At 55.5% G+C, this 15,957-nt stretch carries 12 protein-coding genes; 9 read left to right on the top strand and 3 right to left on the bottom strand.

What is annotated here, in order from left to right; all coding sequences use genetic code 11:
* From ACLD72_RS27275 to ACLD72_RS27245, 7 genes are all read left to right on the top strand, one after another.
* On the top strand, positions 1-922 hold a 922-nt coding region (locus ACLD72_RS27275), incomplete at its 5' end, for a transposase (protein ID WP_458476248.1).
* Between the two features lie 882 nt (positions 923-1,804).
* Positions 1,805-4,087, top strand: coding sequence for a glycosyl hydrolase family 18 protein (locus ACLD72_RS27270; protein ID WP_411003324.1), 2,283 nt, complete (start codon positions 1,805-1,807; stop codon positions 4,085-4,087).
* Between the two features lie 252 nt (positions 4,088-4,339).
* On the top strand, positions 4,340-4,693 hold the full coding sequence (locus ACLD72_RS27265) for a Na-translocating system protein MpsC family protein (protein ID WP_411003325.1): 354 nt from the start codon (positions 4,340-4,342) through the stop codon (positions 4,691-4,693).
* A 131-nt stretch (positions 4,694-4,824) separates the two neighbouring features.
* Positions 4,825-6,960, top strand: a complete 2,136-nt coding sequence (gene fdhF / locus ACLD72_RS27260; RefSeq protein WP_411003326.1) for a formate dehydrogenase subunit alpha — start codon at positions 4,825-4,827, stop codon at positions 6,958-6,960.
* A gap of 69 nt (positions 6,961-7,029) precedes the next feature.
* Positions 7,030-7,731, top strand: a complete 702-nt coding sequence (locus tag ACLD72_RS27255) for a 4Fe-4S dicluster domain-containing protein (protein WP_411003327.1) — start codon at positions 7,030-7,032, stop codon at positions 7,729-7,731.
* Between the two features lie 33 nt (positions 7,732-7,764).
* Complete coding sequence (locus ACLD72_RS27250; protein WP_411003329.1) at positions 7,765-9,240, top strand: [FeFe] hydrogenase, group A; 1,476 nt, start codon at positions 7,765-7,767, stop codon at positions 9,238-9,240.
* A 74-nt stretch (positions 9,241-9,314) separates the two neighbouring features.
* Complete coding sequence (locus ACLD72_RS27245) at positions 9,315-9,896, top strand: 4Fe-4S dicluster domain-containing protein (RefSeq protein WP_411003330.1); 582 nt, start codon at positions 9,315-9,317, stop codon at positions 9,894-9,896.
* 331 nt (positions 9,897-10,227) lie between these two features.
* On the opposite strand, the gene hydG is transcribed toward ACLD72_RS27245, so the two are convergent.
* From hydG to fdhD, 3 genes are all read right to left on the bottom strand, one after another.
* On the bottom strand, positions 10,228-11,643 hold the full coding sequence (gene hydG, locus ACLD72_RS27240) for a [FeFe] hydrogenase H-cluster radical SAM maturase HydG (protein ID WP_411003331.1): 1,416 nt from the start codon (positions 11,641-11,643) through the stop codon (positions 10,228-10,230).
* Positions 11,644-11,681: 38 nt separating this feature from the next.
* On the bottom strand, positions 11,682-12,713 hold the full coding sequence (hydE, locus tag ACLD72_RS27235; protein WP_411003361.1) for a [FeFe] hydrogenase H-cluster radical SAM maturase HydE: 1,032 nt from the start codon (positions 12,711-12,713) through the stop codon (positions 11,682-11,684).
* A gap of 319 nt (positions 12,714-13,032) precedes the next feature.
* Complete coding sequence (fdhD, locus tag ACLD72_RS27230) at positions 13,033-13,851, bottom strand: formate dehydrogenase accessory sulfurtransferase FdhD (RefSeq protein WP_411003332.1); 819 nt, start codon at positions 13,849-13,851, stop codon at positions 13,033-13,035.
* Positions 13,852-14,100: 249 nt separating this feature from the next.
* On the opposite strand from fdhD, the gene ACLD72_RS27225 reads away from it, so the two are divergent.
* Together ACLD72_RS27225 and ACLD72_RS27220 are read left to right on the top strand one after the other, a co-directional pair.
* Positions 14,101-15,204 carry a GIY-YIG nuclease family protein gene (locus tag ACLD72_RS27225; RefSeq protein WP_411003333.1) on the top strand — a complete coding sequence of 368 codons (1,104 nt, stop codon included), beginning with the start codon at positions 14,101-14,103 and terminating at the stop codon, positions 15,202-15,204.
* Positions 15,205-15,371: 167 nt separating this feature from the next.
* Positions 15,372-15,956: an RNA polymerase sigma factor gene (locus ACLD72_RS27220; RefSeq protein ID WP_458476251.1), complete on the top strand. Its 585-nt coding sequence runs from the start codon at positions 15,372-15,374 to the stop codon at positions 15,954-15,956.
* Position 15,957: the final 1 nt, after the last annotated feature.

Genomic DNA, 15,957 nt, shown 5'->3' with positions numbered 1-15,957 from the left:
GATTCGGGGGCGAGCGAACATGGAGGTCAATGCGGGAACGGAACTTCAATCATTCAGCAGCCGTTATAACAGCGAGCAGGTCTGCATGGAGGCGGTAATCGCGATGAAGTGGCCGAACGGCTTTGTCTGCCCGCGCTGCGCTCACACCCGGTTCAGTCGTTTGACCTCTCGGCATATCCCCTTGTTCGAGTGCGCAAATTGCAAGCATCAAGCGTCGGCTTTGGTCGGCACGATTTTTGAAGGAACGCATCTGCCCCTGCTCAAATGGTTTAAGGCGCTGGAGTTGTTCCTGCTTGAGGGGGGCATCTCGGCGATGCGACTGAGCCAGGTGATCGAGGTCACCTACAAAACCGCCTGGTTGTTGCTGCACAAAATACGCCATACTGTCGGGGAGTTCGATGCCCTGGAACTGCTCTGCGGAGAAGTGAAGGTGAACAGTGATCTGTATGGGCGTAACCCGTCCCGGTGTCAGTTTCCGCATCCGTTTGCCTCGGCGGTCGTAGCGGGATGCACGGTGACGGAGTCGGGCGAGCCGAAGCAGGTCAAAATCCGCCTGGTGCCGCATAAGAGAGGAGACGGACAAAGGGCAAACCGTCACGAACTGGCCGCGTTCATCAACGAGCATGTGGATGTCCGTACATCGGCGGTACAGTCGTTCCCTCTAGCCTTTCGGCTGTATGCTCCCTTACGGAAAGTAGTGAGAGAGGCATGGGAATCGCTGAAGAGTACATATATAGCCTTGGGACTGAAGCATCTGCAGGCGTACCTCAACGAGTACACCGGACGCCGCGGGCTGCACCTACCCGAAGCGAAAGAAACGATGCAGCAGAAATTACTGCGCATGTGTGTGGCGATTCCGGCGATCCCTTACCGCCAGCTGATCGCACGCCAACCGAACCAGCCCCTTGCGGCTGCGGCCTAATCGAGACGCTGGAACGGTGGGAGGTGTTTGACGCAGATCAACTTAATGGGTAGGGGTTAGTATGAACAGTCCGGGCGTTGCTGCAAATGGAAGGGTTAAGGCTACAGCAAAATCACGGTCTTTTCGTTTCCCTCGCGTCTTGTCCTTGATCTCCTGTCTTGATCTCTTGTCCGTTCTGTTTCACCTCTCCTAAACCTGATTCCTTCTCCTAAGCCCGTCTAAATGATCTCGAACCTATCTGCTTCTCCACCAAATATTTTCTTACCGAGCTTGTCTGTTTCTGCTACCTGATCAAACGGGATAATCGTGCAAAGACTCCGGACAGCGAGTGTTGATCTACCGCTCACCCCACCCCACTTCCCTATCCTCAAGCTCTCAACGCCCTTGGCAGTTGATTTAGGTCGGGCCGATGTCTATAACAACGAAAGACACCTCTTCTGTCTGATCGTTGAAGCTCGTCACTCCCGCTTTACCAAACGAAGCAGTATTTTTCTATTTTGCCAGCCGGCTATCTTAACTCTTTGAAAACCTTCTGCTCAAGGTCTCAAGCTGATTTTTGCTCTGCGAAAGTTGAGTTGTGAATCTTTTTTTGAATGTTCCCTTTTTTGTCATAATTTCCACAAACCCTTTAACCATCGGATATTTTCGACAATTATTAGGAGAAAATCATGCTTCCCCCTATCAAATCAAAGTAAATATTGAAAATATAGGAGGAATTTTGGCGGAATATGTAAAATTATCTACTTGGTAATCTCTTTTTTATTTCGATTTAGGAGATTAACCATATTCAGGGAGGGGGCATATGATAGGTAAATTCAGCAGTCCGGCTGGAGGTTGGCTTGAAGTTCAACATCTTATTTTTACGGTATGAGGAGGAGAAACATGTTGAAGCATGCAAAAGGATTCAAAAGACCGGGGATATGGCTGCTCGTTGCCGCGCTTATCGTTCCGTTATTTTCGCTTTCCCCGTTTGGTGAGAATCGTGCGGCAGCCGCCGGCACGACAGATTACAAGATCGTAGGCTATTATCCTTCCTGGGGGGCTTATGCGAGAAATTATTTAGTTTCGGATATCGATGCTTCCAAAGTTACGCATATCAATTACGCATTTGCCGATATCGCCTGGAACGGCATCCACGGCAATCCGGACCCGACCGGTCCCAACCCGCAAACCTGGACTACGCAGGATGAGGTCGGGGTCATCAATGTGCCAAACGGCACGATCGTGATGGGCGATCCGTGGATCGACGGGCAAAAAAGTTATTCCGGAGATACCTGGGACCAACCGCTGCGCGGCAATTTCAATCAGCTGATCAAGCTGAAGCAGCAGTACCCACATCTGAAAACGCTTATTTCCGTCGGCGGCTGGTCGTGGTCCAACCGGTTTTCGGACGTGGCCGCTGATCCGGCGTTACGCGAAAATTTCGCCAATTCCGCCGTCGATTTTCTCCGCAAATATCAATTTGACGGCGTCGATTTAGACTGGGAGTATCCGGTAAGCGGAGGGCTTGAGGGTAACAGTAAACGTGCGGAGGACAAGCAAAACTTCACGCTGCTGCTGCAGAAAACCCGGGAGAAGCTGGACGCCGCAGGAGCCAAGGATGGCAAGCGTTATCTGCTGACGATCGCCTCGGGCGCATCCCCCGCGTATCCTCAGAACACCGAGCTGGCCAAGATCTCCGAAATTGTCGACTGGATCAACATCATGACTTATGACTTCAATGGCGGCTGGCAGAACATCACCGCCCACAACGCCCCCTTGTATCTGGATCCGGCGGCGGTGACGGCCGGTGTTCCGGACTCGGAAAGCTTTTATGTGGAAGCGGGCGTACGCGGGCATCTGAATGCGGGCGTACCGGCGGGTAAGCTCGTGCTTGGAGTTCCGTTCTACGGACGGGGCTGGACCGGGGCAGCGGCTGCCGGCAACGGCCAATATCAAAAAAATGCCGGCCTTTCGGTAGGAACCTGGGAAAAGGGTGTTTTCGACTATAGCGATTTGGAGAAAAACTATATCGGCAAAAACGGTTATACCCGTTATTGGAACGACACCGCCAAGGTGCCTTATCTGTTCAATCCGAGTAACGGAACCTTTATCAGCTATGACGATCAAGAATCGATTGGTTACAAGAGCGATTTCATAAAAGCAAACCATTTGGGCGGCGCCATGTTCTGGGAGTTTAGCGGCGACCGGAACAAAACGCTGCTGAACAAGCTGGCCGGCGATTTGGCCGTTGACGGCGGCGGTGGCGGGAGCGACGATCAAACTCCGCCTACCGTCCCCGGCAATCTCCGTGCGACGGCCCAATCGGCCACCAGCGTGACGCTGGCCTGGGACGCTTCCAAGGACAATGTGGGCGTGACCGGATACACCGTCGCTTATGGTGCGGCCAGCCAGAATGTAACAGGCACCACGGCTACGGTCGGCGGCCTTTCGCCGAATACGGAATATACCTTTACTGTTAAGGCGAAAGATGCGGCCGGCAACCTGTCCGCAGCCGCCTCGATCAAGGTGAAGACTGCCGAGGGAAGCGACTGTCCGTACGCAGCCTGGGATAGCAACGCAGTATATACCGGCGGCCAGCGTGTAGTTTACAACGGCAAAATATATGAAGCCAAATGGTGGACCCAGGGGGATCGCCCCGATCAAAGCGGCTCAGATGGCGCGTGGAAATATATTAAGGATTGCCCGAACGGGTCAATCGATCCACAGCCCGAGCCTGAACCGGGACGGGATACTACGCCGCCGACCGCACCCGGACAGCTGCGTGTGACGGGGGCGGCGCCAAAAAGCATCAGCCTTGCCTGGGACGCTTCCACGGATAACGTGGGTGTTGCCGGATACACCGTTGCTTATGGCACCGGCAGCATAAATGTAACCGAAACTTCGGCAACCATTACCGGCCTGTCGCCGGATACGGCATACACCTTCAAGGTAACCGCAAGAGACGCCGCCGGCAATGTATCCGCGGCCGCTTCCGTTCAAGGGAAGACGACGGCGGAGGAAAATCCGGGCGATGGCGAGACACGGCCATGGGAAGCGGGAGTGGCCTACAATGTAAATGACAAAGTGTCCTACAACGGCAGCATCTACTTGTGCCTTCAGGCGCACACTTCGCTTTCCGGTTGGGAGCCGGCGAATGTGCCAGCTTTGTGGCAATTGCAATAACCCGGACAAACGGATAGGAAATTGAGAGGAAGCGGGGGCAGCCCCGCTTCCTTTTCTGCACTGCCCTCCTGTCCACATGACAACGATTATTTCGCTGAAATCACATTGTTTTGGCCGAGAAGTTGCGGAAATTTCATGGAAATGGGTGGATATAACCCTTTTTTTGGTTTGACAAAACATTTCTGGCGGGAGTAACATTTAAATTGTAAAATATTTTCCAAAATAAGGCATTTGTTTGTCGAGGTTCTCAGTATGACTACTGCCACGGTATTTGAAGTTCAGGAGAAGATTAGAAGGTTGGCGGTCAAAATCGTCAAACACTATCGGGGAAAAGGGCCGGAGAACGTAAAGGTGAACTTGGACGGCACAGGCAAAGTGACCGTCGAAATCAAGGGGATCTTATCCAACTTATCGGAAATTTTAGTGAAAGAAGGTGCCGCCGACCTCGTCAAGCAATACTGGAATGTGTTGCAGCCTTATTTGGAACGGGAATTTATGCAGGAAGCGGCGGCTACGGTAGGCGGTCCCTTTACCTATTCATGGACCATAAGTCATGACCGGCAAGGGGAACGGACCATCCTCATTGAACTGAATAAGACGGTTTGATTAAAGAGAAGGAGGCGCCTGCCTTTTCGCTGTTTAATAAGCCAATACATGGTGTGACAAGCATGCCTTTGTATTGGCTTTTTTGTTTGACTATTTGTGCAAAAATTCACAAACAAGGTGGCGTTAGAGCGATGAGAAACCAAGTGCTTACGGTTTGCCCGTATTGCGGGAGCGGTTGTCAGCTGTATTTAAAGGTGGAGGACGGGCAGGTGGTTGGCGCCGAACCCGCGAACGGGAGAACCAACGAAGGCAAGTTATGCCTGAAGGGGCATTATGGCTGGGATTTTTTGAACGATCCGCAGCTTTTGACGGCACGGCTGCGCAAGCCGATGATTCGCAAGGAGGGGCAGTTAAGGGAGGTCCCTTGGGAGGAAGCGATCCGGTTTACGGCCGAGCGTCTTACGGCTATTAAAGAGAAGTATGGACCCGACGCGATCATGGGGACCGGGTCGGCCCGGGGACCAGGCAATGAAGCGAATTACGTAATGCAAAAATTTATGCGCGCCTGCATCGGCACCAACAACATCGACCATTGCGCCAGAGTATGCCATGGCCCATCGGTAGCCGGCCTGAGCTATTCGCTGGGCGACGGGGCGATGTCCAATTCGATTCCGGAGATTGAAGAAGCGAGCCTTGTGCTGGTTTTTGGCTACAACGCGGCGGACACACACCCGATCGTTGCCAGAAGAATCGTTAACGCCAAGCAAAAAGGGGCGACCGTGATCGTCGTGGACCCGCGCAAAACGGAATCGGCCCGCATCGCTGACTTATGGCTGCCGCTCAAAGGCGGCACCAACATGGCCCTGGTCAACGCGTTTGGGCATGTGCTGGTGCACGAGGGTTTATACGACCGGGACTATGTCTCCCGCTACGTGGAAGGCTTTGACGAGTATGCTAAGGAGATAGAAAAGTATTCCCCGGAATACGCCGCGGCGATTACCGGCGTCGATCCCGCCGACATTCGACGGGCGATGCGGGAGTACGCGCGGGCGGATAAGGCGTTCATTTTGTACGGGATGGGAGTCTGTCAGTTCTCGCAGGCGGTGGACGTCGTGAAAGGACTGGCTTCCTTGGCCCTGCTGACCGGAAATTTCGGGCGGCGCGGCGTAGGGATCGGACCGGTGCGCGGACAGAACAATGTTCAAGGATCGTGCGATATGGGCGCTTTGCCGAATGTTTATCCGGGATATCAGTCAGTGACGGACAAGAAGATCAGGCAAAAATTCGAGAAGGCGTGGGGCGTGAGTTTGCCGGATAAAGTCGGCTACTATTTAACGGAAGTGCCCCGTTGGGTGCTCAAGGAAAACAAGCTGAAAGCTTATTATATTTTCGGCGAAGATCCGGTGCAGAGCGACCCGAATGCGGCCGAGCTGCGCGAAGCGCTGGACGAAATGGAGCTGGTGATCGTGCAGGACATTTTCATGAACAAGACGGCGCTGCACGCGGATGTCGTCCTGCCGGCCACCTCCTGGGGCGAGCATGATGGGGTGTATTCTTCGGCGGACCGCGGTTTTCAGCGGATTCGCAAAGCGGTGGAGCCGCAGGGGGAAGCCAAGCCGGATTGGCAAATCATTTGCGAAGTGGCCACAGCGATGGGCTATCCGATGTCTTACCGCAATACGGAGGAAATTTGGGATGAAATGCGCGGCTTGTGCCCGAAATTTGCCGGCGCCAGTTACCGGAAGATGGAAGAGCAGGGGAGCGTGCAGTGGCCTTGTCCGTCCGACGATCATCCGGGGACTCCGTTCCTGTACGAAGGCAACCGCTTCAGCACACCCAACGGCAAAGGACGGCTGTTCGCCTGCGAATGGCGGGCCCCGCAGGAACTGCCGGATGCGGACTACCCGCTCACTTTGTCCACGGTGCGCGAAGTAGGACATTATTCGGTGCGCACGATGACCGGAAACTGCCGCGCCCTCAGCCGGCTGTCCGATGAACCGGGTCTCATCCAAATCAGTCCGGAGGACGGAGCGGCGCTTCAGGTGCGTGACGGAGAACTAGTGCGGGTGGTGTCCCGGCGCGGGCGGATCGTGTCCAGGGCGCAGATCAGCGACCGGATCAAGCCCGGAGCCACGTACATGACCTACCATTATTGGATCGGGGCATGCAATGAGTTGACCGCCGATTTCCTGGACCCGGTATCCAAAACGCCGGAGTATAAATTCTGCGCCATTAAGCTGGAGCGGATCGCCGATCAGGAACGGGCCGAGCAGGAGGTCCGGCAGCAATATGAGGAGCTCCGCAAGCAAATGCACGTCACGGTATAAGTGTGCAAGCGCGGGCCGCCATGCGATGAAAAGCGGCCGCGCTTGCATTTTGGGAAAGGAGAGAAGCATATGGGCACCGGGAAAATGGGGACGAACCCGTTCGTCATTGCGGATGCCGGCAAATGTATCGGCTGCAAAGCCTGCGAGCTGGCCTGCTTTGCGGTGCATAACCGGGAGAACGGAGTGAGCGCCGCCGTTGGAACGATTACCATTCCAGTAATCCCTCGGTTATACGTAACGAAGGCGGGGCGCTCTGCGGCGCCGGTGCAATGCCGGCATTGCGAAAACGCGCCTTGCGCGGCGGCTTGCCCGGTAGGGGCGATCCGCCAGGAAAACGGCGCAATCCTGATCGCCGAGGAGCGCTGCATCGGCTGCAAGGCTTGTGCGCTGGCTTGTCCGTTTGGAGCGATCGCGCTGGTCAAATCGTTCTCGCACGGCCAGGAAGTGTTGCAGAGCGGACTTTCGGAGCATACCGAACGCGGCGCGGAGCCTAAACCAAGGCTGGTCGCCAGCAAATGCGACCTGTGCCAAAGCTGCGCGCCGCTGCATACATGGGCCGAGGTGGCGGGCCAAACGCCGGGCGGCGACAAGGAGGTAGGAGCGGCGGAATCACAGCCTGCAGGCCGGTCGTTGGAGTCCGAGCCTGCGGACGCCGCAGCGTCTCCTGCTTGTGTCGCCGCCTGTCCGGTCGGCGCGTTGTCCCTGGTAACAGGGAAGCCGGAGCGGACAGTACGGCCATTTCCGGAATTAAAGGCAGTTCCGCTTTTATAAGCAAACCAAATGAATGGCAAAGAAGGTAGAGTTATGCCAGGTTCCAGCTATGATGATCCAATTATTCATATCGATGAACAATTATGCACGGGCTGCAGGCGGTGTGCCTCCGTTTGTCCGGTCGGCGCGATTCTTGGCGACGCGGGGAGTCCCCAGACGATCGACGCCGACCGCTGCGTGATTTGCGGGCAATGTGTTCAGGTGTGCACCGCGTTTGCCGCAGACTATACCGAAGATTACGCCGCCGTATCGGGCGGTGCGCCGGCGGGAAGCGGGCTTGCCGGCGGGTTCGACGAGCGGGAGCGGCTGGCCGCGAAACGTACGCTCCGGGGAATGCCCGCCAGTGTGCGGGAGCCGCTGTTTGCCGCTTATTCCACCGGGCACGCGCTTGAGGTCCGGCAAATGCTGGGCCGTCCGGGGCTGCACAAGGTCGTGCAATGCGCGCCGGCCATTCGCGTGTCGCTGGCGGAGGAGTTCGGCCTTCCGCTGGGGACGCTGACGCCGGGTAAAATGGCGGCCGCGCTGCGGCGGCTTGGGTTCGACAGAATCTACGATACGAACTTTGGCGCCGATTTAACGGTGATGGAGGAAGGGACGGAATTGATCCGGCGAGTGCTGGACGGGGAGCGCCTGCCGATGTTCACCTCCTGCTGCCCGGCTTGGGTGAAGCACGCCGAGACGGCGGCCCCGGAGCTGCTCGACCATTTGTCCAGCTGCAAATCGCCGATGCAGATGGCCGGAGCTTTGTTTAAAACCTACGGAGCGGAGCTGGCCGGAGTGAACCCGGCGGACATTTACAGCGTGGCGGTCATGCCCTGCACCTGCAAAAAATTTGAATGCGCCCGCCCGGAGATGCAGGCCAGCGGATATCGCGACGTGGACGCGGTCATTACGACCCGTGAACTGGCCTATCTTATTAAGGACCAGGGGATCGATTTTGCCGGTTTGCCCGACGAACCGTTCGACGGGCCGCTCGGGGAATATTCGGGCGCAGGCACGATTTTTGGCGTCACCGGCGGCGTCATGGAAGCCGCGATCCGCACCGGCTACGAGCTGCTGACGCAGCAGGAAATTCCCCGGCTGCAGCTTGACTTCGTGCGCGGCGAGGAAGGTGTACGTACCGCTGACGTGCAGGTTGGCGAACTGGAGCTCAAAGTGGCGGTAATTGCCGGGCTGCAGCATGTCGGTCCCGTGCTGCAGTCGGTGGCGGACGGGACTTGTCCGTATCATTTCATTGAAGTGATGGCTTGCCCGGCGGGCTGCATCAGCGGCGGGGGACAGCCGAAGCTGTTGACAGAGCAAATGCGCGAGCTTGCTCACCGCGCCCGGAAAAGTGCGGTTTACCGGCATGACGCCGGGTTGCCTGTACGCAAAGCGCATGAAAACCCGGCGATAAAAAAACTGTACGAAGATGTCTTGGGCGAGCCGCTGGGCAGCGTTTCGCACCATTTGCTGCATACCCATTTTCAGTCCCGGCGGAAGTCCGAGGAAGTAAGCCTTAAAAGTTAATGCTTCCGCAGCGAGTTTTTGTTCGAAGTATAGCTAAGGTGTAACGCTCACAAAAACTTTGAGGAGGTCAAATCATGAACAGCTTTGTGCTTGCCGATCCCGATAAATGCATCGGCTGTCATACTTGCGAAGCGGCCTGCGCGGTGGCTCATTCGGACCAAGATTTTTTTCGGCAGACGCCCGAAGAAACGGAGTTCTACCCCAGGCTTACCGTTGTGAAGACGGGAAATATAACGGCCCCGGTGCAATGCCGGCATTGCGAGGATGCGCCGTGCGCCAATGTGTGCCCGAATGGTTCGATCACCAGCAGCGGCGACGGGATTTGCATCAATCAGGACACCTGCATCGGCTGCAAGACCTGCATGTTGGCTTGCCCGTACGGAGCGATCGAGATGGTGCCGTTGTTTCGCGATGGAGAGAAACAGCTGCAAGCGGGATTGCGCTTTAACGCATACGGAACTTGGACTCCCAAGGAAAAAATCGTGGCCAGCAAATGCGACCTGTGCGAGGGTAACTCCGGCGGGCCGGCATGCGTCAACGTCTGTCCGACCAATGCGCTGCAGCTCATCGTCCCAGCGCGCGTTCAGGAATCCGTCGCCGGTAAACGCACGGCCACGGCTCAGGCTTTGCTGCTGTTTGGCGGGGCCGCCCGTTAGTCATTCATGAAAAAGTTGAAGTGGTGGTACTGGGATAGCGGTAAAAAAGGGCCCTATTCTTCGGAGTTACGGGCGTATCGGGAAATAGCGGAATTTAATGGCTTTATTTTCGTCCTAAAGGTGATGAAGGCCGCTTCTTGGGAAGTTTCCCAGGGGATAGGGCCCAAAATTACCGCTATTTATGAAGTTCATGACAGAAAGTTTGGAATAACGACCTAAAATACCGCTATTTTTCCTGCACCTTTGTGCCCTCCTATTCTTTCCTATTTACCTGGATCACCAAAAAACGCCTGCGGAAGCGACACTTCCACAGGCGTTTTTGCTAAAAGTTTTAAAATCTCAAATCCCTTTCGCCGTTACGAACGCGCTCCAGGCGCTTCATGGTCAGCTTGCGTGTCGATTCGCGGGGGATGCGTTCGAGATTTTCCGCAATTGTACGTTCCCCGAGCTCGCGCATTTCATCGTCCGCATAGTCCAGCAAGTATTCCTGAAAGGTAAGCAGGGAGTTGGGCTGGCAGATGTTATGGATTTGCCCGGACTTGGCGAGCTGCATAAACCGGTCGCCCGTCCGGCCCTCGCGATAGCAAGCGGTGCAGTAGCTGGGCACGTAGCCATCCTGGCATAAGCACTTGATGATTTCCTGCGGCGAACGATGGTCACCAACCTGAAATTGCGGGTTGTCGTCCTTCCCCTTGTTGACCGCGTATCCGCCGACACCGGTGGCGGAACCCGCGCTGATTTGGGAGATGCCAAGTTTAATGATCTCATCCCGCAGTTCCGGGTCTTCGCGCGTGGACAGGATCATGCCGGTATAAGGCACTGCCAGACGCAATACAGCCACCACTTTCATGAAATCCCGATCGCTGACGAGGTAAGGGTAGTTGTCGAGATGCACATTTTCCGCCGCGCGCAGACGCGGAACGGAAATGGTGTGCGGACCGCAGCCGAAGGTTTCTTCCAAATGCTCGGCATGCTTCAGCATGGCGACCGTTTCGAAATGATAGTCGTAAAGACCGTAAAGCACGCCGATGCCAACATCATCGATTCCGGCGCGCATGGCTCTATCCATGGCGGTGGTGTGCCAGTCATAGTCTCTTTTGGGTCCGCGGGGATGGTAATGGAGGTAGCTAGGACGATGGTAGGTTTCCTGAAACAAAATATAAGTGCCGATGCCGGCCCCCGCGAGCAGGCGGTATTCTTCTTCCGTCGTGGCCGCGATGTTGATGTTGATCCGGCGGATGCTGCCGTTGCCCGTTTTGGTCGCGTAGGCGGTGTTGATGCAATCGAGGATATAGTCGATGTCGCAGTAGCGGGAATCTTCGCCCGCCTCAATCACGAGGCGCTTGTGGCCCAGCGACTCCAGCACGCTCACTTCCCTGGCGATCTCCTCCATCGTCAGGCGATGGCGCTCAAACTCGGTGTTGGAATGTTTATATCCGCAGTAAACGCAATGATTAACGCAGTAGTCGCTAACATAGAGCGGGGCGAACAGCACGATCCGGTTGCCGTAAATCCGCTCTTTGATCTGTCTGGAAGCTGCGAACAACCGCTGCAGAATGTCATCGTCGTCAACATATAACAGAACGGCCGCTTCGAGGGCGGTCAGCCCCTTGCAGTCCATCGCTTTTTCCAAAATCGCCTCGACCGCGCCGCGGTCTTTCGCCACCTCTCTTCCATAGTCCAATGCTGCGGCAATCTCCTCATCCTGAATAAAACGGGCAGGTTTGCTTTCGCTAACTCGACTCACAATGATCCACTCCTTCTGAACATTTATATAGTAAAATTTCAAATCGCTCCGGACAGTGATTTTAGGCTGTCGCCGCGGCCCATGTCGACTTCCAGGCCGACGGAGGTTATCCGCCGTTCCAGGCAAAAACGGCACTGCGCGGATTCGTCGCCCATACAAATTTTGTTGTCGTAAAGCGCGTATTTTGGGCGTACGGTCAATGGCGACAAATTCGGCATGACTACGTTGGCTCCGGCTTGCAGCGCCATCTCCCGGCCGTAAGGATGGGCCGTTCCCATCGCGGTCGTGGCCGGAATCAGGGCGGCCGGGAGCAAAAGCCGGGTCAGAGCAATCATGTCGAGCGTCGCTTCCAGCGTCCCGGCAGGGTAATCTTTCAGCGGCGTCGCATGATGGGGCAGGAACGGGCCGATTCCGACCATATCGGGGTCAAGCCGTTTAAGATACAGCAGATCCTCGGCCAAATCCTCGGCGGTTTGACCTGGCAGACCGACCATGAACCCGGCTCCCACCTGGTAGCCGATCCGCTGCAACGCCGCCAGCCGGTCGCGCCGGTTCTCAAACGACATGGTCGGGTGCAGCGCCCGATACAGGCGGGAAGAGGCGGTTTCGTGGCGCAGCAAAAACCGGTCCGCTCCGGCGGCATTTAGGCGAGCGTACGTTTCGTCGTCCCGTTCCCCGATCGACAGGGTGACCGCCGCATCCGGGAACCGCCGTTTAATCCCGCTGACGAGGCGCACCAGCTTATCCGCCGTATACCAGTCGTCTTCCCCACTCTGCAGCACAAATGTACGATAGCCCAGTTCGTAGCCTTCCCGGCAGCAATCCGCAATTTCTTCCGGGGTCAGCCGATAGCGCTCCAGCGACCGGTTTGCGGAACGCAGTCCGCAATACAGGCAGTTTTGTTTACAGATGTTCGAAAATTCAATCAGTCCGCGTAAATACACTTTGGTTCCGTACATGCGAAGCCGTTTTTGGTGTGCAAGCGCGCGCAGCTGTGCCCGGGTCTCCGGGTTCAGGTGGCGCAGAACGTCAAGAAGCTCCTGACGGTTTAAGGCGGCCTCGGCATGCAGCCGGTCCAATAACGTTCCGACTTGGGGTGAATGGATTCGACTCGTCGCGTTTTCCTCCTATCCTGAAAATGAATAACTTAATCGGCTTGTTATAAGTTGAATAAATGATTGTACGGATCAGGGTAGCCGGGTGAAATGTTCTTACGATCGCTGTTGTTCCCAGATTTCTGGGGTTTAAGTAGATTCATACAAGGTAGAAATCCGGTCACAAAGGCGACCACTGCCGTTTCTTCAGAATCATTTCACCCTCTTGCCTACTCCCCGCTCTATTCTTTAGTTCAACTTATGTACTCCGTTTTTTCCGATTCCAAAGATGGAATCAATGCAACAGCGTTTCCGGGCCGCATCCGCTGATCCGCTCCGGATGGGTGTATACGTTGCAGGAATGACCGCGGATAAACCCGACCGTCGTAATCCCGAGATGTTCGGCGAGTTCCAGGGCCAGCGCCGTGGGGGCGGATTTGGACAGCACGACAGCACAGCCGATCTTCGCCGCCTTGAGCAGGATTTCCGAGGAGATCCGGCCGCTAAAGGCGATGATTTGCCCGTCCGGACTCATGCCGTGCCTCAGGCGGTGGCCGTAAATTTTATCGAGCGCGTTATGGCGCCCGATGTCGCTGCGGGCGAGCAGGATCCCGGCGGCATCGCAAAGAGCCGCGCTGTGTACGCCGCCGGTGCAGCGAAACAATTCGGCCCCTCGCTGCAGTTCCTCCATGAGCCGAAAACAGTCGGCAAAACTGAGCTGCACTTGCCGGTCCAGCAAAACCTTGGCCGTCCGCGCGTCGTTGACGTACACAAACCCGTGCCGGCTCGCTCCGCAACACGAGGTGACGTAACGCTTGGCGAACAGCTTGCGGTGCAGGGGGTTCCACTCTTTTAACGTCATATGAACGAAGCCGCCCGCCTCCTCCACCCACATTTCCCGGACATCGTCCATGCCTTCGATGATGCCTTCCGAAGCCAGATAACCGATCACCATGTCTTCGATGTATTCCGGCGTGCAGACGAGGGTCACGAATTCCTCGCCGTTGATTTTGATCGTAACCGGCTGTTCGGATACGACGGCATCTTCCGCCGCAGTTACGGTCCCGTCGCGGTAACGTATAATGACTTCTGTGTGCTGGGGATTCCAGTTCATTTCACATCACCCTTGTTTTAATAGACATCTTGTTTATGGATGCAATAGAAAAATATTGAAAAATCTTACTTCTTACATGCTCCCACTTTGAAAGCAAAATTGTCAATCTAGTTTGTTACATTTTGCACAAATTAGCTCCGGGGACCGATATTATGAAGCGCGGGAGAACAGGACAGCCCCTTTGATGAGTCCGGTTTTTATGGTAATTTCAAAGAGTCGAGATCGGTTAAAAGAGGGGGAAGCACGCAGATGAAGGACAAGCTTGGAAATCTGCCGTCATCGCCGGGAGTCTACTTGATGAAAGATGGGAACGGGGGGATTTTGTACGTCGGCAAGTCGAAAAATTTGCAGCAGCGGGTCCGCTCTTATTTTCATCCTTCCGCGCCCCATTCCAATAAAATCAAAAGGCTGGTCAATAACGTACGCGATTTGGAGATCAGGGTGACCGATACCGAATTCGAAGCGTTTATGCTGGAATGCCGGTTAATCCGCGAATGGAAGCCGGTATACAACAAAAAAATGAAAAACCCGCTCGCTTATGTTTATATCATCATCCGGCCGGGGAACGGCTTTCGCCGCATTGAAGTCACCCATCATCCAGGCAATGGGGAAGCCGGCACGGCCTGCTTTGGCCCCTATACGGCCAGCAAAAATACCGTCCTGGAGGCGGTGCGGGGGATTCAGGAGTGCTTGCAAATCGCCTGCGCCCGATCTTCCGTCAGCCAAACCCCCTGTTTGAATTATTCGCTTGGGTTATGCCGCGGCATGTGTCTCGGGGGCGAGGCAGTCCGGGAATACGAGGGGATTATCGACCGCTTTATCGAGCTTTTGGCGGGGAGAGACCGCAGTTTATACGAGGTTATGGAACAAAAGATGGCGGCGGCTGCCGAACGCTATGATTTTGCCGCTGCGGCCAAGTGCAGAGACTCGCTTCAAGCGGTGAACCTGCTGGTAAATAAGGAAGCTATGATTCATTTCACCGAGCAGAACCGTAGCCTCGCCATCGTGGAAGTGTTGGACGATCAGACATTCAAGCTGTTTCTGGTGAAGCGGAATCGCGTGCTTTTGGGTGAAAAATATCATGTTGCCGGCGGGCCGCCTGGGGAACTGCGAGATGAGATCGCGGAGGCGATCCTCAGCGGTTTCGGAGCGGAGAAGACGCTGGCGGCCAGCCCGCTTGCCCGCGACGAAGTTGACGAAGCACAGATCATTTACAGCTATCTGCAGAGCAGCGCCTGCGGGCATCTGATTATTCCCGAGGAATGGATCGAAGCGCGGGACCGTTTGCGGATCGCCGCTGGTCTGGACAACATTCTTCCCCGTCCTTTGCCCCAAAAGTCTGCCGGCAGTTGACGGCTAACGAATTGCCGTGCCCCAGTGTTCGTATCCTGCAAAACGCTTTCTTTGGAGCCGATAAATCCAGAGGAGGCGTTATGCTTTTTTTCTGCCGAATAAACAACAAAAATTGAACCTGTGCAAAACGGGCTGCGCCTATATATCGAGATCAACTTTAGGAAGTGATGCTGATGCAAGAGGAACAAGAGTGGATGGAGCGATGCAGGAACGGCGATCGGGAGGCGTTTTACAAGCTGGTCGAACCGCTGCTCGACCGGGTATACAGCGCATCCGCCGCGATATTGCGCTCGACGCATTTGGCGGAGGATGCTGTGCAGAACGCCATGATCGAGGCTTATAGGGCCATTATGAACGGAAAGGAAATCCGCAGTTTTGCCGGCTGGTTCAAGCACCTGTGCGCCATGAGGGCGATCGATCTGGCGCGGAAGCGTTCGCGGCTGAACAAGATGACCGAGGATCTGGAGCATTTGGAGCCTGTGGATCAGGGAGCGCAACCGATTGAAGCCCTGTTGAAAAAAGAGGAGCGGCACCGCCTGCTCTCCCAGGTGATGTCGCTGGACATTCAACATCGTTCGGTGGTCCTGCTCTTTTACTATCAGGAAATGTCCATCGAGGAGATTTCGGCCGTGCTCGGCGTAAAGGAAGGAACGGTGAAATCCCGGCTACATCGCGCCCGGCACAAACTGCTCAAGCTTTATCAAGCTAACGTGAATGGAAAGGTGATGATGCATGTTGGATACAAGGATTGAA

Source organism: Paenibacillus lacisediminis (genome assembly GCF_046567315.2).
This window is presented reverse-complemented; position numbering and strand designations above follow the sequence as displayed.